Source organism: Gordonia sp. NPDC003424, from assembly GCF_053588655.1.
The window spans coordinates 83,585-105,804 of record NZ_JBSFQJ010000002.1; the positions used below are offsets into that span (position 1 = coordinate 83,585).

The 22,220-nt window shown below is 67.0% G+C and carries 20 protein-coding genes and 1 tRNA gene; 9 read left to right on the top strand and 12 right to left on the bottom strand.

The window, feature by feature from the left end; genetic code table 11:
• Positions 1-8 precede the first annotated feature (8 nt).
• The 3 genes from nuoL to nuoN are packed head-to-tail and all read left to right on the top strand — an operon-like array spanning position 9 to position 5,232.
• The gene (gene nuoL, locus ACWDTI_RS03045; RefSeq protein ID WP_449736567.1) at positions 9-1,907 is read left to right on the top strand and encodes an NADH-quinone oxidoreductase subunit L; all 1,899 of its coding nucleotides are present in this window, start codon (positions 9-11) and stop codon (positions 1,905-1,907) included.
• A complete protein-coding gene (locus ACWDTI_RS03050; protein ID WP_449736568.1) occupies positions 1,904-3,556 on the top strand; it encodes an NADH-quinone oxidoreductase subunit M in 1,653 nt (550 codons plus the stop codon). The genes nuoL and ACWDTI_RS03050 overlap by 4 nt, the downstream gene beginning before the upstream one ends.
• A complete protein-coding gene (gene nuoN / locus ACWDTI_RS03055; protein WP_449736569.1) occupies positions 3,553-5,232 on the top strand; it encodes an NADH-quinone oxidoreductase subunit NuoN in 1,680 nt (559 codons plus the stop codon). The genes ACWDTI_RS03050 and nuoN overlap by 4 nt, the downstream gene beginning before the upstream one ends.
• Before the next feature lie 247 nt (positions 5,233-5,479).
• Here nuoN and ACWDTI_RS03060 read toward each other — a convergent pair whose 3' ends face one another.
• From ACWDTI_RS03060 to ACWDTI_RS03070, 3 genes are read right to left on the bottom strand one after another with little or no spacing between them, the layout of a single operon-like run.
• On the bottom strand, positions 5,480-5,887 hold the full coding sequence (locus ACWDTI_RS03060) for a hypothetical protein (protein WP_449736570.1): 408 nt from the start codon (positions 5,885-5,887) through the stop codon (positions 5,480-5,482).
• A gap of 5 nt (positions 5,888-5,892) precedes the next feature.
• Positions 5,893-7,839 carry a primary-amine oxidase gene (locus tag ACWDTI_RS03065; protein WP_449736571.1) on the bottom strand — a complete coding sequence of 649 codons (1,947 nt, stop codon included), beginning with the start codon at positions 7,837-7,839 and terminating at the stop codon, positions 5,893-5,895.
• Positions 7,840-7,882: 43 nt separating this feature from the next.
• The gene (locus tag ACWDTI_RS03070; protein WP_449736572.1) at positions 7,883-9,325 is read right to left on the bottom strand and encodes an APC family permease; all 1,443 of its coding nucleotides are present in this window, start codon (positions 9,323-9,325) and stop codon (positions 7,883-7,885) included.
• Between the two features lie 488 nt (positions 9,326-9,813).
• Between ACWDTI_RS03070 and ACWDTI_RS03075 the strand changes: the two genes are divergently transcribed.
• Genes ACWDTI_RS03075 through ACWDTI_RS03085 form a run of 3 tightly spaced genes read left to right on the top strand, consistent with a single transcriptional unit; the run spans position 9,814 to position 12,835 of the window.
• A complete protein-coding gene (locus ACWDTI_RS03075) occupies positions 9,814-11,271 on the top strand; it encodes an APC family permease (RefSeq protein ID WP_449736573.1) in 1,458 nt (485 codons plus the stop codon).
• Positions 11,268-12,020 (top strand): IclR family transcriptional regulator, encoded by a 753-nt coding sequence (locus tag ACWDTI_RS03080; protein ID WP_449736574.1) that lies wholly within the window; start codon positions 11,268-11,270, stop codon positions 12,018-12,020. Before ACWDTI_RS03075 ends, ACWDTI_RS03080 begins: the two co-directional genes overlap by 4 nt.
• Positions 12,021-12,067: 47 nt before the next feature.
• Positions 12,068-12,835, top strand: coding sequence for a hypothetical protein (locus ACWDTI_RS03085; RefSeq protein ID WP_449736575.1), 768 nt, complete (start codon positions 12,068-12,070; stop codon positions 12,833-12,835).
• 13 nt (positions 12,836-12,848) lie between these two features.
• On the opposite strand, the gene ACWDTI_RS03090 is transcribed toward ACWDTI_RS03085, so the two are convergent.
• On the bottom strand, positions 12,849-13,850 hold the full coding sequence (locus ACWDTI_RS03090; protein ID WP_449736576.1) for a LacI family DNA-binding transcriptional regulator: 1,002 nt from the start codon (positions 13,848-13,850) through the stop codon (positions 12,849-12,851).
• A 170-nt stretch (positions 13,851-14,020) separates the two neighbouring features.
• Between ACWDTI_RS03090 and ACWDTI_RS03095 the strand changes: the two genes are divergently transcribed.
• Complete coding sequence (locus ACWDTI_RS03095; protein ID WP_449736577.1) at positions 14,021-15,445, top strand: sugar porter family MFS transporter; 1,425 nt, start codon at positions 14,021-14,023, stop codon at positions 15,443-15,445.
• A 212-nt stretch (positions 15,446-15,657) separates the two neighbouring features.
• On the opposite strand, the gene ACWDTI_RS03100 is transcribed toward ACWDTI_RS03095, so the two are convergent.
• The 5 genes from ACWDTI_RS03100 to ACWDTI_RS03120 all read right to left on the bottom strand — a co-directional run bounded on the left by ACWDTI_RS03100 (position 15,658) and on the right by ACWDTI_RS03120 (position 17,585).
• Positions 15,658-15,745, bottom strand: a tRNA-Ser gene (locus ACWDTI_RS03100).
• A 79-nt stretch (positions 15,746-15,824) separates the two neighbouring features.
• Positions 15,825-16,034, bottom strand: coding sequence for a CsbD family protein (locus ACWDTI_RS03105; RefSeq protein WP_449736578.1), 210 nt, complete (start codon positions 16,032-16,034; stop codon positions 15,825-15,827).
• A 113-nt stretch (positions 16,035-16,147) separates the two neighbouring features.
• Positions 16,148-16,450, bottom strand: coding sequence for a hypothetical protein (locus ACWDTI_RS03110; protein WP_449736579.1), 303 nt, complete (start codon positions 16,448-16,450; stop codon positions 16,148-16,150).
• Positions 16,451-16,545: 95 nt separating this feature from the next.
• On the bottom strand, positions 16,546-16,995 hold the full coding sequence (locus tag ACWDTI_RS03115; RefSeq protein WP_449736941.1) for a nucleoside deaminase: 450 nt from the start codon (positions 16,993-16,995) through the stop codon (positions 16,546-16,548).
• Between the two features lie 47 nt (positions 16,996-17,042).
• Positions 17,043-17,585, bottom strand: a complete 543-nt coding sequence (locus ACWDTI_RS03120; RefSeq protein WP_449736580.1) for a tRNA adenosine deaminase-associated protein — start codon at positions 17,583-17,585, stop codon at positions 17,043-17,045.
• 106 nt (positions 17,586-17,691) lie between these two features.
• Here ACWDTI_RS03120 and ACWDTI_RS03125 point away from each other — a divergent pair, with 106 nt between their 5' ends.
• Positions 17,692-18,660, top strand: a complete 969-nt coding sequence (locus tag ACWDTI_RS03125) for a prephenate dehydrogenase (protein ID WP_449736581.1) — start codon at positions 17,692-17,694, stop codon at positions 18,658-18,660.
• Positions 18,661-18,673: 13 nt separating this feature from the next.
• Here ACWDTI_RS03125 and ACWDTI_RS03130 read toward each other — a convergent pair whose 3' ends face one another.
• The 3 genes from ACWDTI_RS03130 to aqpZ all read right to left on the bottom strand — a co-directional run bounded on the left by ACWDTI_RS03130 (position 18,674) and on the right by aqpZ (position 21,042).
• A complete protein-coding gene (locus ACWDTI_RS03130; RefSeq protein ID WP_449736582.1) occupies positions 18,674-19,300 on the bottom strand; it encodes a putative glycolipid-binding domain-containing protein in 627 nt (208 codons plus the stop codon).
• An 81-nt stretch (positions 19,301-19,381) separates the two neighbouring features.
• Complete coding sequence (locus ACWDTI_RS03135; protein WP_449736583.1) at positions 19,382-20,098, bottom strand: hypothetical protein; 717 nt, start codon at positions 20,096-20,098, stop codon at positions 19,382-19,384.
• A 176-nt stretch (positions 20,099-20,274) separates the two neighbouring features.
• On the bottom strand, positions 20,275-21,042 hold the full coding sequence (aqpZ, locus tag ACWDTI_RS03140) for an aquaporin Z (protein WP_449736584.1): 768 nt from the start codon (positions 21,040-21,042) through the stop codon (positions 20,275-20,277).
• 243 nt (positions 21,043-21,285) lie between these two features.
• On the opposite strand from aqpZ, the gene ACWDTI_RS03145 reads away from it, so the two are divergent.
• A complete protein-coding gene (locus ACWDTI_RS03145) occupies positions 21,286-22,212 on the top strand; it encodes an ATP-binding cassette domain-containing protein (protein WP_449736585.1) in 927 nt (308 codons plus the stop codon).
• Positions 22,213-22,220 lie beyond the last annotated feature (8 nt).

Sequence of the window (22,220 nt, forward strand, 5' to 3'; positions counted from 1 at the left end):
AGGCGCCGATGAGCACCGAAGTGTCCGCGGATCTTCTCTGGTTGCTGCCGTTCCTCCCACTGCTCGGCGCGGCGATCCTGCTCCTCGGTGCCCGGCGCACGGATCGGTGGGGTCACCTGTTGGCGTGCGGAATGGCACTCGCGTCCTTCGTTCTGGGACTCGCGATGTTCTTCGGCATGGTCGGGCGCGGCGCGGAAGGCCGTGCCGTGCATCAGATCCTGTTCTCCTGGGTGCCGGTCGGCCAGTTGCAGGTGGACTTCGGTCTGCTCCTCGACCAGTTGTCGATGGTGTTCGTACTGCTGATCACCGGAGTCGGCTCGCTCATCCACATCTATTCGATCGGGTACATGGCGCACGACCCGGAGCGTCGCCGGTTCTTCGCGTACCTCAATCTGTTCGTCGCCGCAATGCTGTTGCTGGTGCTCGCCGACAACTACCTCGGTCTCTACATGGGTTGGGAGGGTGTGGGTCTCGCGTCGTATCTGCTGATCGGCTTCTGGCAGTACAAGCCTTCGGCCGCCACCGCCGCGAAGAAGGCGTTCGTGGTCAACCGGGTCGGCGACATCGGTCTGGCGATTGCGCTGATGATCATGTTCGCCACCTTCGGCGCCATCTCGTTCCAGGCGGTGTTCGGCGCGGCCAACCAGGCCGGCGAAAATGTGCTCACCGCACTCGGATTCATGCTGCTGCTCGCGGCATGCGGCAAATCCGCGCAGGTGCCGCTGCAGTCGTGGCTCGGCGACGCCATGGAGGGCCCCACCCCGGTCTCGGCGCTCATCCACGCCGCCACCATGGTCACCGCGGGCGTGTACCTGATCGTGCGGTCCGGCCCCATCTTCGATCTCGCCCCCTACGCTCGGGTCGGGGTCACCGTGGTCGGCGCGGTCACGCTGCTGTTCGGTGCGATCATCGGCTGCGCGAAGGACGACATCAAGAAGGCACTCGCGGCGTCGACGATGAGCCAGATCGGCTACATGGTGCTGGCCACCGGACTCGGTCCGGCCGGCTACGCGTTTGCGATCATGCATCTGCTCACCCACGGCTTCTTCAAGGCCGGACTGTTCCTCGGTGCCGGATCGGTGATGCACGGCATGAACGACGAAACCGACATGCGCCGCTTCGGTGGCCTGCGCACGGTCATGCCGATCACCTTCGTCACGTTCGGGCTCGGCTATCTGGCGATCATCGGTGTGCCACCGTTCTCCGGCTTCTTCTCGAAGGACCCGATCATCGAGGCCGCGTTCGCATCCGGGGGTGTCGGCGCCTGGTTCCTCAGCGGCGCAGCACTTCTCGGTGCCGGGATCACCGCCTTCTACATGACGCGGGTGATGCTGCTGACGTTCTACGGCGACCGGCGATGGCATCCGGACGCACATCCACACGAGTCGCCCGGCGTGATGGTGTGGCCGATGATCATCCTGGCGCTCGGTTCGGTGGCGGCCGGCGGGCTGCTGGTGTGGGGTGACAGTCTGGTCGATTGGCTCGAACCCGTTGTCGGGCATGAGCATCACGAGCTCGCGGTGCCCGCCTGGGTCGTGACCGTCACCATTCTCGCGGTCGTCGCCATCGGTATCGCAATCGCGTGGCGACAGTACGGGACACGGCCGGTACCGGAGGTGGCCCCGGACGACGTGTCGGCGCTGACCGTCGCGGCGCGCCGCGACCTGTACGGCGATGCGTTCAACGAGAACGCGCTGATGCGTCCGGGCCAGGGGGTGACGCGCGGGTTGGTCGTGGTGGAGGACGAGGGCGTCGACGGTTTGACCACCGGGATCGGCTCCGCGATCGGCGCGTTGTCCCAGCGAATACGCGGATGGCAGACCGGATTCGTCCGTTCCTACGCGCTGTCGATGTTCGCCGGGGCCACGCTGATCGTCGCGTTGGTGATGGTGGTGAGCGTGCTGTGAGTATTCCGTGGCTCACCGTCCTCTGGCTGCTGCCGACCGTCGGCGCCGTTGCCGTTCTCGCCGTGCCGAACACGCGCCCGGATGTCGCGAAGTGGTTGGGACTGCTGGTCTCTCTCGCGACATTCGTCGTATCTCTCGGACTGACCATCGGATTCGACGCGGGCGGTGAGCGTTACCAGTTCGTCGAGGATCACAGCTGGATTCCGGCGTTGGGCACCCGCTACACCCTCGGGCTCGACGGCATCGGCCTGGTGCTCGTGCTGTTGACGACGGTGCTGCTGCCGCTACTGATCCTCGCCGGCTGGCAGGACGCGGATCATGTCGGCTCGCTGGATCATTCGGGCGGACGGCGGCAGAAGGGCCCACACACCTATCTCGCGCTGACCCTCGCGGTCGAGGCCATGGTGCTGATGAGCTTCGTCGCACTCGACATCCTGCTGTTCTATATCTTCTTCGAGGCCATGCTGATCCCGATGTACTTCCTGATCGGCGGGTTCGGATCCGGCGCCGGGAGCGGAGCGAGCGGGCCGAATGGTGCCGGCGCGAGTGGAGTGGAGCGGTCGCGGGCGGCGGTGAAGTTCCTGTTGTACAACCTGTTCGGCGGGCTGATCATGCTGGCCGCGGTCATCGGGCTGTACGTGGTGACCGCCCGCTCGAACCTCGGTGGCGGCACCTTCGATCTGCGAGCGGTGGTGGAGGCCGCGTCGTCGGGTCAACTCGACGCCGATTCCGGCCTGCTGAAGATGCTGTTCCTCGGCTTCATGTTCGCCTTTGCGGTCAAGGCACCGTTGTGGCCGTTCCACTCGTGGCTGCCCGACGCCGCCGTGTCGGCCACCCCGGCGAGTGCGGTGCTGATGATGGCGGTGGTCGACAAGGTCGGCACGTTCGCGATGCTGCGTTACTGTCTGCAGATCTTCCCGGACGCCGCACGCTATTTCGCACCTCTGATCGCGGCGCTCGCGGTGATCGGCATCGTCTACGGCGCGATCCTCGCCATCGGCCAGGTCGACGTCATGCGGCTGATCGCCTACACCTCGATCTCGCATTTCGGCTTCATCATTCTCGGCATCTTCGCCCTCACCCAGCAGGGGCAGACCGGCTCCACGCTGTACATGGTGAATCACGGGTTGTCCACGGCCGCTTTGTTCCTCATCGCAGGATTCCTGGTGTCGCGGCGCGGTAGCCGGTTCATCGCCGACTACGGCGGTGTGCAGAAGGTGGCGCCCGTCCTCGCCGGCACCTTCCTGATCTCCGGGCTGGCCACCTTGTCGCTCCCCGGCCTGGCGCCGTTCATCAGTGAATTCCTGGTTCTCATCGGCACGTTCACGCGCTACCCGGTCGTGGCGATCTGTGCGTCGAGCGCCCTGGTGCTGTCGGCGATCTACATCCTGTGGACCTATCAGCGGATGATGGGTGGACCGGTCCGTCCCGTCGAGGGGCCGGGGGCGGCCGCCCGCGGCATGCCGGACCTGCGGGGCCGTGAGGTGGTGGTCGTCGCTCCTCTGCTGGCGCTGCTGCTGGTGTTCGGCATCTATCCGAAGCCTCTGCTGAATCTGATCGACCCTGCGGTGGAACACACCATGAGCACCATGCATGAGCCGAATCCACAACCGACCGTGCCGGTCTCGACTCAAGGAGGCCCGAAGTGACGGAGTATGACCTCGCGGCCATCACGCCGCCGAGCATCGCCTACGGCGTGCTGTCGCCGATGCTCATCGTGTTCGGTGTCGCCGTGGTGGCGGTGCTGGTGGAGGCGTTCGCTCCCCGCGCGGCCCGGTATCCGATGCAGCTGGCGTTGTCCCTCGGCGGGCTTGCGGCCGCGTTCGTGGCGCTGATCGTCGTGGCGGTGGCCGAGACCCGCGACGGCGGTCAAGGTCAGGTCGTGATGTCGGGTGCGGTGGTGATGGATCGGCCCACCCTGTTCCTGCAGGGTCTGTTGCTGCTCATCGCGATACCCGCGGTGGCGTTCATGGGTGAGCGGCGTCTCGAGCGGGTTGTTGCTCCCGCGTCGCCGACCCTCAAGCGGTTCAGCGACGGTCCCGGGGCGGCCGCGCAGGCGACGCTCGGCACGGTCGAAGCCGACATGTTCACGCCGTCCGGCGCATCGGTACCCAACACCGACGCCGAGTTCGAGGCCACCCGTGCGGGTGGCCTGACCACCGAGGTGTTTCCACTGACCCTGCTCGCCGTCGGCGGCATGATGCTGTTTCCGGCCTGCGGTGACCTCCTGACGATGTTCATTGCGCTGGAGGTGTTTTCCCTGCCGCTGTATCTGCTGTGCGGGCTGGCGCGCCGGCGGCGGCTGATCTCGCAGGAGGCGTCGCTCAAGTACTTCCTGCTCGGCGCGTTCTCGTCGGCGTTCTTCCTGTTCGGTGCGGCGTTCGCCTACGGCGCCAGCGGATCCCTGCAGTTGGCCGCGATCGGGCAGGCGATCTCCGCCCCGGACGCCGACACCATCCTGCCGCTTATCGCACTCGGTCTGCTGTCGGTGGGGTTGCTGTTCAAAGTCGGTGCGGTGCCCTTCCATTCGTGGATTCCGGATGTCTACCAGGGGTCGCCCACCCCGGTGACCGCGTTCATGGCGGCCGCCACCAAGATCGCCGCGTTTGGTGCGCTGCTTCGGGTTTTCTACGTCTCCTTCGGATCCCTCAAGTCGGATTGGGAGCCGGCGCTCTGGGCGGTGGCCATCGCGACGATGCTCATCGGCGCGCTCATGGCTGTGACCCAGTCCGACGTGAAACGCATGCTCGCCTATTCGTCGATCACCCACGCCGGATTCATTCTGTTGGGACTCATCGCCTTCGACGACGCCGGTTTGGCCGCGACCATGTTCTATCTTGCCGCGTACGCCTTCTCGACCTTCGGCGCGTTTGCCACGGTCGCGGTGGTGCGCGAACCGGACCGCCCGTCGGGGCCGCACCTGTCCGGCCGCGAGGCCACCAACATCAGCCAGTGGGCGGGACTAGGCAAACGGTATCCGCTTGTCGGCGCGATGTTCTCGATGTTCCTGCTCGCCTTTGCCGGCATCCCGCTGACGAGCGGCTTCATCGCCAAGTTCGACGTGTTCGCCGCCGTCGCCGGCAACGGGGGTGGGGTGCTGGTGGTGATCGGCGTGATCAGCAGCGCCATCGCCGCCTACTTCTACATCCGGATCATCGTCGCGATGTTCTTCGCCGACGTCCCCGTCGACGCCCCACACGTGGTGAAACCCAGTGTGCTGACGACGTCGTCGATCGCGATCTGCACCGTCGTGACAATCGTGCTCGGCATCTTCCCGCAGCCGGTGCTGGATCTGGCGCAGCAGGCGGCGCACTTCCTCGGCTGACGCTTGCAGGTCAGCATGCGTGGCCTGGCCTCGTTGTGCTGCAAGTGATCTCGATGCGGCCCCTCGCTGCGCTCGGTGCCTTACTCGATCAGCGGGAGGGGAAGTGGAGCCACCCTTTCGCTGATGGCCTGCGGCGCCATCCCTTTCGCTGATCGAGTAAGCGAGCGAGCTTGCGAGCCCGCGCATCGAGATCTCGCACCACGGCGATCTCGATGCGGCGCCTCGCTTCGCTCGGAGCCTTACTCGATCAGCGGGAGGGAAGAAGCAACATCGGGTTCCGGGTCCGGAGGAAGATCACCCCGACGGCGATGACCACTTCGGCCGCCGCGAGGCCGGTGGCGGCGACGATCAGGTCCGACGGCGTGCCGGCCGAGGTCGGCGTCGGGGATTTGGTGTGACAGCCGCCGAGCGAGAGGTGTGTGGCCAGCATGGCGAGGTTCATCATCGCGATCGCGAACCATGCGGGCAGGTCGGGTCCACGCCAGAGGTGTCGCGCACAGATCGCGCACGCGAACGCCATGCACAGCGCCAGCACGACCATCGCGAGGTGTCCACCGGACATCGCAACCAGCAAGTGCAGGGCGGCCGACGTGAAGGCGAGCAGTGCGCACGCCCGCCGTCCGATGACGGCGGGCGTGTGCAGGAGCAACGGCATCGACATCAGTCTTCGCAGCAGTGCTTCTTCGGCCCGGAGGGCACGCCGAGCGAGGGGTTGCGGTCGAAGAAGCCCACCGGCTTGAGCTTGAATCCGGCGTAGTCGACCGGCATGACCGGCCAGTCCTCGGGGCGCGGGAAGTGCGTCAGCCCAAAGGTGTGCCACAGCACCAGATCTTCGCCGTCGATGTTGCGGTCGGAGGCGACGTACTCGGGCAACCCCGCGCCGCCCGGGTTCTGGTTGACGTAGTCGCCGGCCGGATACCGTTGCGCCGGATCGTATTGCGTGACCCACAAGTGCTTGGTCGCGAACGCGGCACGGGCCGCGATCGAGCTGGACGGATCGGCGAGCAGTGCCGGCTGCCCCTCGGGATACAGCGCGTAACCGACGTCCTGGCCCAAACGGTTCTGCTTGGTCGGATTGGTGATGTGCCAGACGCGTGCCTTCAGATTGTCGGCCGTGCGCATGGCCTCCGACTCGGTCCGCAGCGTGGTCTTCTGGGCACGGAATCCGTTGCCCCACGGGTTTTCCGGTCCCATCGGCACCGGCACGGCGTCCACCTCGGTGACGGTGTTGGTGTCGCCGTCGACGGCCATGTCGAGCCGGGCCGAGAACAGGTGCTGGTGGAAGGGTGCACCGAGTCCGGGTGCCATCTCGGTGGAGAAGCCGTCGGGCCCGCGGTGCGCGGAGGTGAACACGATGCCGGTCGCCTTGGCCTCGAGTTCGATGGTGCCGTCGAGGTAGAGGTACCAGTAGAAGCCGTAGTCGTAGTTGCCGATGGTGAGGAAGAACGAGATCACCAGGCGACGCTGCCGACGTGTCTCGGCCATGTCGTTGAACATGTCGGTGTGCTTCCACAGCACACCGTAGTCCTCCTCGTGCATGCAGATCGCGTTCTTCATCAGTCGCGGATTGCCCTGCTCGTCGGCGATGGTGACATCGAAATAGGTGATGTCGCCGAGGCAGTCGCAACCGAGTTCCAGCGAGTTGGTGTAGCGGCCGAACAGGTACTCGCCCTGGTCGAAGTAGTTCTGCCAGTACCGGACGGGAGACGGATCCGCATACGGGACAACCATTTCGGCGATCGATGCGCGGTAGATGACGGGCCGCTCGCGCTCGCCGTCACGGACCGACAGCTGGTGCAGGGTCAGTCCCTCGCGGATGTCGAAGCCGAAGCGGAAAGTCCAGTCCGCCCAACTGATCTTGTTGCCCTCGACGGTGAAGCTCGGCCCTTCCGGCTGGACGATCTCGATGGGCTTGAGATCGGTGCGGGTGGGTACGGCGTGCGGTTCGGCGTTCCACTCGCCGCGCTCGGCCGGCACCGGCAGGACGATCTCGTCGATGACCTTCACGACCCGCCGGCCGGTGAGGTCCACGTAGGCGACGACGCCGTCGATCGGGTGCGCCCAGGGCAGATCCGCCTTGTCCGACTGGTAGAACGCCAGTACCCGGACCATGCGGTGTCCGATCTCGTCCTCGTGTCCGAAGACACCGGCCGACAACGGAACTGCACGAACGTTGGCGGGGTCGAGGTCGCGCTTGCGCATCGCGGTGAGCCAGTCGTCGGAGGCCAGCAGGTAGGCCTCGATGTCCTCGAACTCCTCGTCGAGGATCGGGACCTGGCCCTCGGCGGCGGCGTCGATCGTGTCCTGCTGCAGCACTTCACGATCCGTGACCGAGATGAGCAGGCTGCTGCCGAGGCCGGATTCCCGGTCGAGCAACAGGACGCGGGCGCGGCGATGGATCGGATCGCCGGCGGTGAACGCCGAGACCGTGGCCTTGTCCGGTTCGTCGAGCGTCACGAACACGAATCGTGTGCGCTCGGACAGCAATCCGGCGCCGTCGACGATCTCGCGCACCGCGGTGATCTCGGCGGCGGTCAGCGGGGTCAGCGGATGGTCGGGGCCGGTGGCGTCGACGTCTGCGGGGCGGGTGATCGCTGCGGTACTCATCGATTTCTCCTTGAAGTGGTCTTTGGTTCAGCGGTAAGGGTTTTCACTGTGCAACCGGTTCGTGGTGCTTGGCCGCGTGAGGCCGAAGGATCGCGACCATCGCGCCGCTGAGGAAGGTCGCGATCAGAAGGACGGCGATGATGATGGCCAGCGTGTCCGATCCGCCGACGAGCAGCGGCAGATTCACGGCGGTGAGCACGAGAAGTGTGAGCAGGCCGATCAGGCCGAGGCCGGGCGCCACCACTGTGTGCCACAGGCGGGTGTCCTTGCGGGTGCGGCGGAAGTAGACGATGACCGCGCCCGAGGTGAGCGTCATCAGTGCGACGATGCCGACCGAGGACACCCCCGCGAACCAGGCGAACACCTGCGTCACCGGATCGAGTCCGCCGAGCACCGAGGCGACGATGAGCACGACGGCACACGTGGTCTGCACGATCGACGCGATGTGCGGCGAGTCGTGACGTGCGTGCGATCGCCCGCAGGAGGCGGGCAGCGCACCGCTGTTACCCAGCGAGTGGATGTAGCGGGCGAGCACGTTGTGGAACGAGAGCACGGCGGCGAAGAGGCTGGTGATCAGAAAGATCTGCACGAGGTCGCCGGCCGTCGACCCCACGTAACGGACGGCGGTTTCGGTGATCATGCCTTCCGGGTCGGCGGTGGCCTTGGCGACCGCTCCCGCATCGCCCCACGCGCTGACCATCAGCCAGCTGCTGAGTGCGTAGAAGACACCGATGAGGATCAGCGCGCAGTAGGTGGCACGAGGGATGGTGCGGGCCGGGTCCCGGGCTTCGTCGCGGAACACCGCGGTGGCCTCGAACCCGATGTAGCCGGCCAGCGCGAAGATCAGCGCGATGCCGGGTGCGCCCTGGAAGAAGTTGCCCGGGCTGAGCGCGGCGGTCGAGAGTCCCTGGGCGCCGCCGTGGAACAGCACCGACGCGTTGATGACCATGACGATGCCCACCTCGCAGATGAGCAGGACGCCGAGGACACGTCCGGACAGTTCGATGTGGCGGTATCCCAGGGTGGCCACCAGGACCAGGATCGCCGCGGCGTAGAGGTACCAGGGGACGGCCGGACCGCCGTGGGCGGTGACGAGGTCGTTGATCGCCGCGCCGATGTACCCGTACACGGCACCCTGCACCGCGGTGTAGGACAGCAGCGCGAGGAAGGCCGCCCCCAACCCGGCGTGCCGGCCGAGTCCATGGGCCACGTAGGTGTAGAAGGCGCCGCCACCGGTGATGTGCCTGGTCATCGCGGTGAATCCCACCGCGAACAGCAGCAGCACCACCGTGCACACGACGTACGACGCGGGAAAGGCGGCGCCGTTGCCCGCCGAGATGCCCAGCGGAACCGCCCCGGCGATCACGGTCAGCGGCGCGGCCGCGGCGATCACCATGAATACGATCGCCGTCGGTCCGAGCCGGCCGGTCAGCTCTCGCCGGCCGGCCTCCTGTCCCACAGCGATCGAGGTTGTTTTGGTCGTCATGTCTTTCCTCAGCCTTGTTGACGAGATTGGTGTGTGTGCCGTTGAGTGGCCAGATGCCATACGACGGAACCGAGCATTTCCGTGCGGCGTTCGCGGACACGGCATCGCGGTTTCCGTGTCCTCCCCACCGTGTGGCACCAGGGACTGTCCCGACAACGCCTGTGTCACACCATGATTAGCGACTGTTTCAGATCTTCATCGATCTGTTCATGGACCCTACGCCCCCGTTATGACCCATGTCACCAGTTATTTCTACTGAGTATTCCGGCCTGTCCAATTCTCATTTGAATATCGCGTACCGACACATTGTGTTGGCGCCGAAGATCGGTAAGAATGCTGTTCAGACCACATAACGGGAATCAAATGAGAATGCATTGACGAGGGCATTCTCATTTGACGTTTCAAAGTCTTGACGGGGAAACTGGTCGGACGCGGATGCCGATGGGTTACGTTGCGTCTGGCGATTTCGTAGACGGGCAGGTGACGAGATGAACACGACGTCGAACGTCCGGAGCACATCCCCGGTCGAGGGGTTGAGTCGCGCACAACTGTCTTTCGTCGAGGTGTTGGGGCAGTCGGTGGCCGCCGTCGCGCCGTCGGCGGTCATGGTCACGCTGCCGGCCCTGGTGCTGCCCGCCGCGGGGCGCGCAACCGTCCCGGTATTCGTCGTGACGACGGTGCTGTTCCTCGCGCTGGGCTACTGCATCGGCCAGTTCGCCACCCGCATGGTGGCGGTCAGTGGCCTCTACAGCTACACCGCGAAGGGGCTGGGGCCGGGTGCCGGCATCGTGGCGGGCTGGTCTGTGGTCGTCGGGTACGCCGCGGCCGCGATGGCCAGCACGCTGGGGGCCGCGGCCTACCTCACCGCCTTGCTGAGCCGCGTCGGGCTGCCCTCGGGTGCGACCACGATCGCGGTGCTCTCCGTGGCCGTGGGCGCGGTGGCCCTGGCGCTGATGGTGCGTGGGATCCAGCTGTCGGCACGGATCTCGTTGAGCATCGAGATGTTCGCGGTCGTGGCTGCCGCGGTGGTGCTGACCGTGTTGGCCACGCGGGACGGCAGCCCACCCACTCCGGCGCCCACCAGCTCCGATGGCGGCGCGCCGGGCGCACTCGGTTTCGCGCTGCTCCTCGCAACGACGGCATTCGTGGGCTTCGAGAGCGCCACCACGATCGCCCGTGAGGCGCGACGGCCGTTCGTCGCGGTGACGCGGGCCGTGCGATGGGCACCGGTGGCACTCGGGGTGCTGTACATCTTCGCGGCCGTCACCCAATCGGGGGCATCGGGCCTCGGCCGTGCATCCCCGGATTCGGTGGTGCTGAGTCTTCCGGGCTCCGACGGGACCGTGTCGACGGTGCTGTCGGTCATCCTCGACCTCGGGATCACCGCGTCGTGGTTCGCGTGCGTGATCGGGTCCGGAACCGCACTCTCGCGCACGCTGTTCGCGATGGGCCGCGAGGGAGTGCTACCGCGGCGAATGGGCAACACCCACAAACGTTTCGGGACTCCGGTGATCGCCCTGCTGGTCTCCATGCCGATCGTCACCCTGATACCGGCCGGGTACCTGTTCGTCGTCGACTCGGCGCGCCTCGCGCTCATCGGGTTGCTGGCGGTGTCGGCGCACGGATACCTGTGCGCCTACATCCTGGTCTGCGTGTCGACACCGCTGTTCCTCCGACGTATCGGTGAACTCGGGCGGCTCCCGCTGATCGTCGGGATCACCACGGCCGCGGCGTTTGTCGCGATCGTCGTGTGGGCCGCGTTGACGATCGATGCGCCGGTATGGATCGCCACGGCAACGTTCGCCGTGCTCCTCGCGTGCGGGGTCGGGGTGTACCTGATCCGCTGCCGCCGACTCCCCGATCTGCCGCGCCACGTCGGGATCTTCGACGAGACGACGTCGGATCAGGTGCTCAACGACTATGACCCGTGGCAGGTGCGTCGATGAGCCCAGCCGGGTCGAGTATGTCGGGCCGGCAACCCAAGGCGGTGCAGTCGGCACTGCGCGTTCTCGAGGAGGTCGCCCGCGGCGGCGTCGGGATCACGGCCAAGGATCTGTCCGCAACGCTCGGTATCCCGTCGGCCACCGTGTACCGACTGCTCAACCTGTTGGTCGCCGAGGGGTTCGTGGTCCGGATGCCCGACCTCTCCGGGTTCGCGCTCGGCCCGCGGACGGGGGCGCTGGTCGATGCCACCCTCGTGCCCAGGGTCTGCACGGCGGCACGCGAAACCCTCACCGAACTACGACAATCCATGCGATTCGGCGCACACCTGTACTACTTCACCAACACCGGTGTCCGAGCCGCCGACATCGACGACGAGTTCCCGCCGACAGCCGACGAGCGGACGTTGAACCTCTACCTGCATGCCAGCGCCGTCGGCAAACTCTTGTTGGCCGAGAAGGACGACATCAGCGGCGTGGTGTCGGAGCCGTACACCGCCATCACATCCCGGACGCCGACCACCCGCGCCGCCCTGGTGACCCAGCTGGCTGCGGTCAGGCGCGATGGTTACGCCCTCCAGGTCGGCGAAATGGACCCGGCCCGAGCATGTTTGGCGGTGGGAGTGCGGTCGCCGACCGGAGTACTCGTCGGCGCGATCGCGCTGTCCGGCCGCGAGGATCAGCATGATCTCATGCGGCGACAGGCACCTGCGCTCGCCGCCTACGCCGAGCGGCTGAGTCCGTTGCTCGCATGAGATGTGATCGTCGCACGATCGAGTGCCCCCACGCGTAGTCTCCGCTCATGGACACCCGAGTTCGCCATGCGGCCCCACTGGCATGCCTTGCGCTCACCCTCGCGCTGGCGGGGTGCAGTGAGAGCGGCACGGCGCAGCCCACCCCGACCACGGTGACCTCGACGGTCACGGCGTCGGCGACGGCGACGAGCCCGGCCTCCCCTGCCCCGCCCACTCCCGCTGCCGCACAGGGAATCCGGCCGTTCATGGTGCCGGTCTCCGGCACGCGGGGCACGACCACCTTCGACGTGAACCTACCGCAGATCTCGGGCGGGCCGGACGCCGTTCGTGCGCGTTTCAACTCCGGCATCCGCGCGACCCTCGACGACCTGCTCCGACCCGCCGCCGACACCACGATCACCGACGGTGAACTCGCCCACGGCGAACGCAGTCGGGTCACCACAATCTCCCCGAATGTTGTTGCCGGAGTGACCATCTACAACTGGTACGGCAAAGGTGCGGCGCATCCGAACAACTCGGTCGCAACCATCACCACCAACGCGAAGACCGCGCAGCCGATCCTGCTGTCGGACGTGTTCACCGATCCCGCTGCGGCGGCGCAGCGCCTGGCGGACGCGGTGAACCGCATCGAACCCGAAGCCGCGCCGATCGCACCGGCAATCGAGAATTTCGCGAACTGGGTGCCGCTGCCCGCCGGTTTCCACATCTACGTTCCGGTGGTGCACGCACTCGGGGATTACCTCCCGGTGACGGTGCCGTGGAGCGAGTTGTCCGACCTACTCGCGCCCGGGATGCAGGCGGTCCTGACGACGTGACCCGCCGTCGAGATCATCGACGGCGCGACGGCGGCGGACCTGTGGTGCCACGCACCATCAACGATGGTTCCAGGATGGCATCGTAGGTGTCGCGGGGCGTCTCCTCGAGGAGATCCACCGCGAAGTCGACTGCACGACAGGCGAGTTCATGACTGTCCTGGTGGATGGTGGTGAGGTCGATCCGGGGATTGTCGGAGAGCAGGCTGTCGTCGTAGCCCATCAGGGAGACGTCACCCGGCACGTCGATCCCGGCACGGGTCAGGACATCGAGAAGTCCGAACGCGCACCGGTCGTTGCCCGCGAGGATCGCGGTCGGCAGCGCGGCACCGGCCATGATCGCGCGGGCCGCGTCGGCGCCCGCGACCTCGTTGTGGGCGCCGGGAACTACCACGATGTGGCTCTCGAGATCGTTGTCGCGCATCGCTTTTCGGTAAGCGTCGCGACGGTCCGCAGATCCGGGATCGGTGCCGCCGTCGACGTGGGTGATGTCTCGGTGACCGAGACCGACGAGATAGTCGACGGCCAGGCGCATGCCCGTGGCGTCGTCGGTGCGCACCGTCGCCAGCGGAACCTCGGGCGCACGCTCGGGCAGGCGCTCGCCGACGACGACCGTCGGCGCCCGCTGGGCGAGGTCGGACAGATAGTCGGGCGACGAGGACGGGCCCAGCAGGATCAGCGCCCCGCAGCGGTGGGCCAGCAGCGCGTCGATCGACGAGCTCTCGGCCTTGTCGGGCAGGTTGGCCGACAGCAACACCTCATACCCGCGTTTCTCCGCCGCCGGATAGATGCTGGTCACCATGGCCGCCTGATGGAGTTGCCGGACGTCCATCAGGACACCGAGCGTGCGGCTGCGCCCCTGCGCCAGGACCCGCGCCGCCGAGTCCGGCCGGTACCCGAGTTCCTCGGCGACGGCCAGCACCCGCTGACGGGTTTCGTCACTGGCGCCGGGTTTGCCGTCCAGGATGAACGACACCAGCGTGCGCGAGACCCCGGCCCGCTCGGCGACCTGCGCCATCGTCGGACGCCGACGGGACCTGTTGACTGACGAACTGGGTGGCACCGGGTACCCCCTCTCGAGAAGTGATGGTTGACACAGTGACTCTCCCCACACATCATAGTCCTAACGCGCGTTACTAACGCGCGTTACCAACCCAAAGTTTTCCGGCGGAATCGAGGTCCACCGACATGACCACCACACCCCTGTCCGGGGCGTCCCACGGACGCTTCCTCACCAAGCTCACGGTGATCGCCACCCTCGGTGGCTTGCTGTTCGGCTACGACACCGGGGTGATCTCCGGGGCGCTGCTCTACATGAAGGACGACCTCGCGTTGACCTCGTTCACCGAGGCCCTGGTGGTCAGCTCGCTGCTGTTCCCCGGCGCCGCGTTCGGCGCCCTGTTCGGCGGCCGCATCGCCGACCGCCTCGGCCGCAAGCGCACCCTGCTGCTGTGCGGCGGCATCTTCCTGGTCGGCGCCCTGGCCTGTGCCCTGGCGCCCTCGGTCGCGGCGATGGTCGTGGCGCGGATCATCCTCGGCTTCGGTGTCGGCGCCGCCGCGGTGACCTGCCCGCTCTACCTCGCCGAGATGGCTCCCGCCGATCGACGTGGACGCATGGTCACCATCAACGAACTGATGATCGTCACCGGCCAGATGCTCGCCTTCGCCATCAACGCGCTGCTCAACCACCTCATCACCGACCCGCACGTCTGGCGGATCATGCTCGCCGTCGCCGCCATCCCCGCGGTCACCTTGCTCATCGGCATGCTGTTCCTGCCCGATTCACCGCGCTGGTATGCGCTGAAGGGCCGCATGGACGACGCGCGCTCGGTGCTCGCGCTCAGCCGCACTCCCGACGAGGCGGCCGCCGAGTTCGCGGTCATCGACGACCACACGCACCACATGCTGTCCACGACCCGCAAGCCTCTGTCGATCCTGCGCGACGTCCCGTGGATTCGACGGATCGTGCTCATCGGCTGCGGCCTGGCCATCGTCCAGCAGGCCACCGGCATCAACACCGTCAACTACTACGCGCCGACCATCCTCGAACAGAGCGGCCTGGGCGTCAGCGCGGCACTGGTGGCCACCATCGCGGTCGGCGTCACCTCGGTGATCACGACCATCATCGGCATCGTGCTGTTGGGTTACCTCGGCCGGCGCACCATGCTGCTGATCGGGTTCGCCGGCGTCGCCGCCTCGCAGGCCGCGCTCGCACTGACCTTCCTGCTCCCCGAGTCCACCATGCGCAGCTACGTGATCCTCGCCTGCATGGTGCTGTTCGTCGCCTTCGTGCAGATGTTCATCGGCACCTGCGTCTGGCTGCTGCTCTCCGAGATCTTCCCGCTCAACGTCCGCGGATTCGCGATGGGCATCGCCGTGTTCGTCCTGTGGTGCACCAACGCCCTGATCTCCTTCGTGTTCCCGCTGCTGAACTCGTCGCTCGGCTCGACCGGCACCTTCGGCCTGTTCGTCGCCGTCAACATCGCGTCCTGGATCTTCGTCTTCCGCACGGTCCCCGAGACCAAGGGCACCACGCTGGAGGAACTCGAGGAGCGCCTCGAAGCCGAGCACACCGACCGTTTCGCCGCCGTCTCGGTGGCGACGGCCGTCTGAACACGGTCTTCTCGGAACCGGATTGACGGGTGATCAGGAACTGGGGCTGTGCACCGCAGTCCTGCACGCCCGGCTGACACCGGCCACAGCTCTCACAGGTGGATGCGTGCACAGTCCACGCGACGAGCCGCTCTCGCTGTGCTCCGTGTCAGACGATCCGCGACAGATACGAAAACACCCTCCCATCTGCATCGATGGGAGGGTGTTCGCTGCGGTGGCGAGGGGATTTGAACCCCTGGTACGGGGTTACCGTACACAGCATTTCGAGTGCTGCACCTTCGGCCGCTCGGACACGCCACCGCGGAAGACTGTACCGCAGTCCGCGTCCTGGCTTAAATCGCCTGGTCAGAAGACCACAGCGGGCGAAAGGCGCCGGACGTCAGCGTCCGGTCAGCTTGTCCTTGACGTTGTCCACCGCGCCCTTGACGGCGTCGGCGGCCTCGCTGACCTTCTGCTTGCCTTGGGCCACGCCCTGCTCGCCCTTGCCCTCGTTCTTGAGATCTTGGTTGTCGGTGAGGTCGCCGGCAGCTTCTTTACCGCGCCCCTTCAGTTCCTCGGCCTTGTTCTTGGCGTCGTCGGTGATTCCCATTGAACTGCTGCCTCCTCCAACTACCCGGCGGCCTTGTTACCGTCGGGTTCGAAAGCACCCTCCACCGTGCCATGGAACTCCGAAACCGGCCAGGATGCCTGGTCAGGCGCGGATCAATGCCCGGTCATCTTGTCCTTGAGGTTGCCGACGGTCGACGTGACACTGCCGACGACGCTGTGGACGGTGTCGCTGTCGGCGACCTCGGAGACCTTCTCCTTCGCCGACTGCATCGCGCTCTGGACGGTGTCGCTGTCGACCAGTTCGGAGATCTTCTCCTTCGCCGAGTCGACGACACCGTGCACCGTGTCGCTGTCGACGAACTCACCGAACTTGTCCTTCGCGGCATCGAACACCTCGCTCGCCTTGTCCATGGCGGTGTCGAACGCGCTGTTCGCCTTGTCGGCGGCATCGGACATCGGATCCTCCTCGCTTCGGGGGGCACACGGTCGGCGCCCCATGCCACCACGGTAAGAGCATTTCACCGCCGGTGCGCAGCAACCATCGCGAGCGGTCAGGCAAACCCGTCGCCGCGGCGCAGGTCGAAGAAGTCGAGCATCAGCGCACGGCATTCGGGTTCCCGAAGGCCACCGCGCACCTCCGGCCGGTGGGTCAGCCGCGGGTCACGGACGACGTCCCACAGGGAGCCGACCGCACCGGTCTTCGGCTCCCACGCACCGAACAGCAGGGTTCCGATGCGCGACAGGGTGATCGCGCCGGCACACATCGTGCACGGCTCGACGGTGACGGCCAGGGTGCAGCCCGGCAGGCGCCATCCGTCGCCGAATCGGGCGGCCGCGGCCCGCAGGGCGAGGATCTCGGCGTGCGCCGTCGGGTCGCCGTCGGCCTCCCGGCGGTTCGTCGCACGCGCGAGCTCGATCCCGGCCGGGTCGAAGACGACGGCCCCGATCGGAACGTCGTCGGCATCGGTGGCGCGGGCCGCCTCGAGTGCCGCACCCATCATCGATTCCCACACCGGGAGCTGCGACGACCCCGCGGTGCGGCGGGAGCTCAATGGCCCAGTTTGTCGAGCACCTTGGACAGTTCGTCGGCGAAGCCCAGCCGTGCCGCGATCATCCCGACCTGCTCGTCGGCGTAGAGATCGGTGTCCCCGACGATCACGCTCATCACCGCGTCCGGCAGACCGAGGTCGGCGAGGATGCCCAGGTCACCCTCTTCCCATGGGTCGACGTCGTCGAGGTCATCGGGGTCGAGGTCGGGAACCTCGACATTCATCGCTTCGAGCGCGTCGGCGGCGATGTCGTAGTCGATCCCGGCGGTGGCGTCGGAGACCAGGAGTTGCGCACCGGCCGGCGCCGGTCGCACGACGATGAAGAACTCGTCGTCCACGTCGAGGAGGCCGAAGACCGCGCCGGTGGCCCGCAGCGCGAGCAACTGACGCTCGGCGTCGGCGAGGTTGTAGAGCGCCGATTTCTCCAACGCCGAGACCTTCCACGAGCCGTCCTCACGGACCACCGCCACCGCAAAACCCTCGACGTCGTCGGCGACGTCCTGCTTGTTCGAACCACCCGACACACCAGCGGCACCTGCCATGCAGGTCACGGTAGCCGTAAACGGCGAAGCGCCCAAGTCCTGGGACAACGATCGGTCTCGCGGACATGCGAGCGACCCGTCGCGGGTCTGTGGAAATGTAAGAGCCGTGACTGCGACACCCGCCTATCCGACGATCTCCACCCCGGTCTGCGTCCTGGGCCTCGGCCTCATCGGCGGTTCGCTGCTGCGGGCGTTGCACGACGGCGGACACACCGCGTACGGCTACAACCGCTCCTCCGCGGGAGCGGATGCGGCGGCCGAGGAGGGGTATCGCGCGTCGGTGGACCTGGTGGCAACGCTGCGCCAGGCGTCGGCCGACGATGCGCTGATCGTCCTGGCCACACCGGCGACCACCCTCGACGAATTGCTCCCGACGATTGCCGCCGAAGCCGGCAACTGTCTGCTCACCGACGTGGTCAGCGTCAAACGAGCGGTCGCCGAGGCGGTGTCACGCCGAGCGCCGCAGATGCGTTACGTCGGCGGGCACCCGATGGCGGGCACCAGTCAGTCAGGTTGGGCGGCCACCAATCCGCACCTGTTCCAGAACGCGATGTGGATGGTCACGACCGACGACGACACCGCCGCCGACGACTGGCTGCGTGTGGCGTCGATGGCACGCGCGGTCGGGGCGTTCGTCGTGCCCGCCGCGCCCGACGCCCACGATCGTGCGGTGGCGGCGATCTCGCATCTCCCTCATCTGACCGCCGCCGTGACGGCGGCCGTGGGCGCCGGGGAGAGCAACCTGGCGCTGCGCCTGGCGGCGGGCAGTTTCCGCGATGGCACCCGGGTGGCGGGCACCGCACCCGCATTGCAGCGGGCGATGCTCGAGGCCAACGGCATCGCACTGCTCAACGTGCTGTCGGAGGCCATCGATCGGCTCATCGCGGCACGCGACGAGCTCCGGGATCAGGGCACGGCCGAAATCCTCGTCGACGACGGACATCGCGCGCGCCTCGCCTACGACACGATCGCGCGGGCCGCGCCCGTCCCGATCACCGGAGTGCAGATCGGTGCCGACGGCTGGGCGCACGAACTTCGCCGTCAGGCCCATCAGGCGCGGGTCTGGGTGGGCTGACGACGCCCAGCGATCAGACGCGGGTGGCGAGTCCGGCGTAGTCGACGACGAATCCGTTGTCGTCGACGGTGATGGTCGAGTTGGCCACCGGCGACACGACACCGATGGAATCGGCGCCCGCGGTGTAGTGCAGGGTGGCGGCCTCGACGGCACCACCGGGCAGATACAGATAGACGACGGGCACGTCCACGATGGCGTCACCCTGGTAGAGCCGGTGCCGGCGGATGGGCAGCGAGTTGAACATCGGCGAGAGCGCGAGGTCGACGTCCTCGGCACCGTTGAAGTCGCTGCGGGTGGTGGTGCCGTCCGGGGTTTGCACCAACCAGTTGTGCTCGCCGTCACGGCTGATGCCGAGCTGTGTTTCGCCGCCGGCCCGAAGCAGATGCACGGACAAACGCTTGGTCACGCCGAGGTCGTTGGTCACCAACTCGTAGGAGGCGGAGAACGCCTCGTGGTCGTCGGTGGCGGCCGCGATGATCCGCCCGTAGGCCTTGATCCGGGCGCCGGTCACATGCAGGCGGACCTGTTCGAGCCGGTCAGCGCCCACGCCGCGCCACGTCACCATCGTCTTGAAGTCGCCCGACGGCGTGCCGTCTGCGGGCGTCGCGGTGTTCTCTGGGGCTGTCTGCGATGAACTCACAGATCTACGGTAGCGACCCGATGACCAGTGCACACCTTTGATGAGGTGCTTTGCCCACGGATTGGGCGGTTCGCGGCGTCGTCAACCCCGGCACGACACGGTGCGGCGCGGCGATTCCTCGGTGATCTGGTCGGTCGCCACGACGCGCCCGTCGACGGTGATGGTGCACGATGCGGCGCCTCCACCGGCCAGAACGAGGATGCGCAGCGGGTTGGACGTAGCGGTGAACGTCACCGACCAGGTGTTCGGTGCGCCGATCATCGTCCGCAGTCCGCGTGGATCGACGTAGATGATCGTCGTCGAGGTGGTCGACATCACCTGGTAGACGACCTCCCGCCCGATGGGTGCGGTGGGATTCGCGGGCAAACCCGGCTGCGCCCCCGGCCCCTCGCTCGGGATCGTCGGCATGATCGTCGGGAGTGTGGGGAGGGTGATCGGGACCGGAGGCTGCGTGACGGTGTCCGCATTCCGTCCAGCCCAGGTGTGCACGATCAGGAACAGACCGACCACGAGCACGACCACCAGCGCGAGTCCACGCCACAGACCTCGGTTGGACGAGGTCCGTCGCGGCATGGGTGTGGAGTCGTCGACGCCGGTGTCGCCGTCGATGACGGGCGAGGTTGTGGTCGGGTCCGGCGCGGCCGGTGCCGGCGTGGAGACGGGTTGCGGGCCGACGGTTCGCGGCATGCCGTCGGGACCGAACCCCAGCGGCGGGTACAGGCGCTCGAGGGGCCGGGCGTACACGTCGTCGGCCGGCCGGCCGGACACACGAGGTGACCGTGCCGCGGGTTCCGTCATCGGCCACCTCCCGTCCACACCCGTCGCGGTCTCCCTTCGACCCTACGACGATGCGCGGAGGTCCCGGTCTACCGACGGACTCCCGGGCGGTCTGCATGGGCAGTCGCCCGACGGGCCCGGGACCTGGTCACGAGTACCGAAAGCGCACTACAGCGATGTGCGCCAGGTGGTTTCCCTTATGTGGGATTGGCCGACGAGGAGAACTTGAACTTCCCGTCCTCGAACAGGAGCGGGTAGAGCAAACCGCCGAGGAGACCACCGATGAGCGGCGCCACCCAGAACACCCACAGCTGCGCCGGCGCCCCGTTCCCGTTGTAGAACGCGACCGCCGTCGAGCGGGCCGGGTTGACCGAGGTGTTGGAGATCGGGATGGAGATCAGATGGATGAGGGTCAAGGTGAGACCGATGGCCAGCGGCCCGAAACCCTGCGGGGCTCTCGAATCGGTCGCACCGAGAACCACGAGGAGGAAGAACGCCGTCAACAGCACTTCGGCGACGATCACCGCCCCGAGTCCGTACCCGGCCGGACTGTGGTCGCCGTATCCGTTGGCCGCCATGTTCCCGATCCGGTTGAATCCCTCCTTGCCCGACGCTATGAGCCACAGCGCGAGGCCGGCGAGCAGTCCGCCCACCACCTGCGAGATCCAGTAGCCCGGCAGATCCTTCACCGGCGTACGGCCGCTGATCACCGCACCGAGGGTGATCGCCGGATTGAAGTGGCCACCGGAGACATGGCCCAACGCATATGCCATGGTGACGACCGTCAAACCGAAGGCGAGCGCGACACCGAGGTAGCCGACGCCGACCTGGACCTTGGTTCCCACGTCGTCGCCAACGGCCACCTGCTTCGCGGCGAACACTGCGGTGCCGCAACCGCCGAACACCAGCCAGAAAGTGCCGACGAATTCAGCTGCATATCGCGCCACGGGATTGGGAGTCGTCATGGCAATACCTTTCGCTAGATGTTGCCGAGCATGAGTTGATCAACCGTCCCGCGGGCCACGATAACCCGGTGGGTCGAAACGTGCCGCGAATAAACCTGTTTCGTTACCTACCAGTCGAGGACGAGTTTCTCGTCGGCGAGTGGGCTATGGGTCACGCAGAGGTTCGCCGGAGTGGCTGACCCGGGCGTCACGTCCTCGATGGGTAACGTTCAGGGACCCCGTCAACCAACCCCGGAGTGATGCATGTCGACGCCGGCGATCACCGTCGAAGGCCTGACCAAGCGTTTCGGCGCCCTCACCGCCGTGGACGACCTCAGCTTCTCCGTGGCGTCCGGCCGGGTGACCGGATTCCTCGGGCCCAACGGTTCGGGAAAAACCACCACGCTGCGGATGATCCTCGGCCTCATGGTGCCGAGCGCCGGGCGCGCGTTGATCGGCGATCGTGCGTACACGCAGATCCCGCGCCCCGCCCGACATGTCGGGGCAGCGCTGGAGGCGTCGAGTTTCCATCCCGGCCGCACAGGCCGCAGCCACCTGAAAATGCTTGCGCCACAAGCGGGTGTGAGCGACATGCGGTGCGGCGAGGTCCTCGACTTCGTCGGGCTGACCGCGGCCGCCGACCGCCGGGTCGGCGGCTACTCCACGGGTATGCGCCAACGCCTCGCCCTTGCTGTCGCGCTACTGGGCGACCCGGCGATCGTCGTGCTCGACGAACCCGCGAACGGACTCGATCCCCAAGGCATCGTGTGGCTGCGTGAACTGCTGCGGGCGATGGCGCACCAGGGCAAGACCGTGCTGGTGTCGAGTCACGTGCTCGCCGAGGTGCGCAGCACCGTCGACGACGTCGTCGTGATCGGTGCGGGCCGCCTGATCCACGCGTCGTCGCTGATCGATTTCGAATCGCTGGCCCGACACGAGACCCTGGTGCGCACACCGGCGATCGAGTCGTTTCGCGCGCTGGCGGCCCACCATCGCTGGCCGCTGGCCGAGGGGCCGGAAGGATTCCGGATCGCCGGTGTCGACGCCGCGACCATCGGGGCGACCGCGTATGCCGCGGGCATCGAACTCCACCAGCTCGCCGACATCGGCGCCGACCTGGAAAGCGTCTTCCTGCAGCTCACCTCGTCGATCGACGCCCCGACGAGCCGCCCACCGGTGCAGGTGCGATGAGCGCCGGT

Coding starts and splice junctions, on each gene's coding strand:
- ACWDTI_RS03090 (WP_449736576.1), bottom strand. CDS start 13,850: ATGGCGCAGGTCGCCGAGCGGGCCGGGGTCTCGCGCACGCTGGTGTCG.
- ACWDTI_RS03095 (WP_449736577.1), top strand. CDS start 14,021: ATGACCACCACACCCCTGTCCGGGGCGTCCCACGGACGCTTCCTCACC.
- ACWDTI_RS03135 (WP_449736583.1), bottom strand. CDS start 20,098: ATGACGGAACCCGCGGCACGGTCACCTCGTGTGTCCGGCCGGCCGGCC.
- aqpZ (WP_449736584.1), bottom strand. CDS start 21,042: ATGACGACTCCCAATCCCGTGGCGCGATATGCAGCTGAATTCGTCGGC.
- ACWDTI_RS03080 (WP_449736574.1), top strand. CDS start 11,268: ATGAGCCCAGCCGGGTCGAGTATGTCGGGCCGGCAACCCAAGGCGGTG.
- ACWDTI_RS03115 (WP_449736941.1), bottom strand. CDS start 16,995: ATGATGGGTGCGGCACTCGAGGCGGCCCGCGCCACCGATGCCGACGAC.
- nuoL (WP_449736567.1), top strand. CDS start 9: ATGAGCACCGAAGTGTCCGCGGATCTTCTCTGGTTGCTGCCGTTCCTC.
- ACWDTI_RS03145 (WP_449736585.1), top strand. CDS start 21,286: ATGTCGACGCCGGCGATCACCGTCGAAGGCCTGACCAAGCGTTTCGGC.
- ACWDTI_RS03065 (WP_449736571.1), bottom strand. CDS start 7,839: ATGAGTACCGCAGCGATCACCCGCCCCGCAGACGTCGACGCCACCGGC.
- ACWDTI_RS03120 (WP_449736580.1), bottom strand. CDS start 17,585: ATGGCAGGTGCCGCTGGTGTGTCGGGTGGTTCGAACAAGCAGGACGTC.
- ACWDTI_RS03110 (WP_449736579.1), bottom strand. CDS start 16,450: ATGTCCGATGCCGCCGACAAGGCGAACAGCGCGTTCGACACCGCCATG.
- ACWDTI_RS03060 (WP_449736570.1), bottom strand. CDS start 5,887: ATGCCGTTGCTCCTGCACACGCCCGCCGTCATCGGACGGCGGGCGTGC.
- ACWDTI_RS03070 (WP_449736572.1), bottom strand. CDS start 9,325: ATGACGACCAAAACAACCTCGATCGCTGTGGGACAGGAGGCCGGCCGG.
- ACWDTI_RS03105 (WP_449736578.1), bottom strand. CDS start 16,034: ATGGGAATCACCGACGACGCCAAGAACAAGGCCGAGGAACTGAAGGGG.
- ACWDTI_RS03075 (WP_449736573.1), top strand. CDS start 9,814: ATGAACACGACGTCGAACGTCCGGAGCACATCCCCGGTCGAGGGGTTG.
- ACWDTI_RS03085 (WP_449736575.1), top strand. CDS start 12,068: ATGGACACCCGAGTTCGCCATGCGGCCCCACTGGCATGCCTTGCGCTC.